This window comes from Erwinia sp. STN24, assembly GCF_041320675.1.
Taxonomy (GTDB): Bacteria; Pseudomonadota; Gammaproteobacteria; order Enterobacterales; family Enterobacteriaceae; genus Erwinia; species Erwinia aeris.
Genome location: NZ_JBGGPM010000017.1, coordinates 1 through 1,259, shown reverse-complemented (window position 1 = coordinate 1,259; position 1,259 = coordinate 1). Strand labels below are relative to the sequence as shown.

Genomic DNA, 1,259 nt, shown 5'->3' with positions numbered 1-1,259 from the left:
TGTAGTGGTCAACAAAAACTGGCCACGGCTTTAGAGTTTTTCCAGAACAATCGCTCTGATTCATTTGGCGTCAAACCCCCGTTATATTGATGAGGTCTGAGCTGGCTGTAATATCCCGTGATGTAATTCGTTATCGCTGTGCTGGCTTCGCTAAAATTTACGTACCCATTATCCGGCACCCACTCTGTTTTCAGGCTTCTGAAGAACCGTTCCATTGGGCTGTTATCCCAGCAATTTCCCCGGCGACTCAGGCTTTGCTTTATCTGATATCTCCACAGTAACTGTCTGAAATTCCTGCTGGTATAGTGACTGCCTTGATCCGAGTGATACAGTAAATTAGCCGGTTTTCCTCGTGCTTCCCAGGCCATCGACAGGGCTTTACCCGTCAGTGCTGAATCAGGGAAAAATGACATCGCCCAGCCAACCGGTTTACGGGAAAACAAATCGAGTACTACAGCCAGATAAGCCCAGCGTTTTCCCGTCCAGATATAAGTCACATCACCGCACCAGGCCTGATTAGGCTCGGTAACAGCAAATTGGCGATCCAGATAATTAGGAATCTCAATGTGTTCCTTAGACGCCTTCTTATAACGATGGCCAGGTTGCTGACAGCTGATAATATTAAGCGCTTTCATCAGCTTTGTTGCCCGCCAGCGGCTCAGTTTTATACCTTTGGTGGTGACCATCGCGGCAATGCTTCGCGCTCCTGCTGAGCCGTTACTTTCGCGATAAACTTCACGCACAAGGCTCAGTAATGCCACTCTCGTGGCGTCAGGCTTCCTGGGCTGCCGCCAGTATTTATAACTGCTGCGATGAACCCCAAACACGTTGCACACAACGGCAACAGGAAACCGCGCCCTGAGTTTCTCAACTAATGAGAATTGTTCAGGGAGTCTGACATCAAGAGCGCGGTAGCCTTTTTTAATATATCCCTTTCCATTTCAACGCGTTGAAGTCTTTTCTTCAATTCACGTATCTCAATCTGCTCAGGTGTCATGGGTGAAGCAGTGGGTGATTTCCCCGCTCGCTCTTCTTTCAGTTGTCGAACCCATTTGTCCATCGTGGATTTGCCGACATTCATCGCAGTGGCAGCGGCGGCAACGGTGTAGTGCTGATCGAGTACAAGCTGGGCAGCTTCGAGGCGAAACTCTGGGCTAAAATTGCGTCTGTTACGTCCGGTCATAATGTCACCTGTTTTGACTATGAGGCGATGATATCACCTCTATTCAGGTGGCCAAATTCACTATGCCACTACAAAG

The 1,259-nt window shown here is 48.8% G+C and carries 1 protein-coding gene; it reads right to left on the bottom strand.

Annotation, left to right across the window (positions count from 1 at the left end; all coding sequences use genetic code 11):
• Nucleotides 1-8: 8 nt before the first annotated feature.
• Nucleotides 9-1,183 (bottom strand): IS3 family transposase gene (locus tag ACA373_RS22115; RefSeq protein WP_369897054.1). Its coding sequence is split into 2 segments (ribosomal slippage): nucleotides 9-925 and nucleotides 925-1,183, totalling 1,176 coding nucleotides; the frame shifts between segments, so codons are not numbered across the junction.
• Between the last annotated feature and the right edge of the window lie 76 nt (nucleotides 1,184-1,259).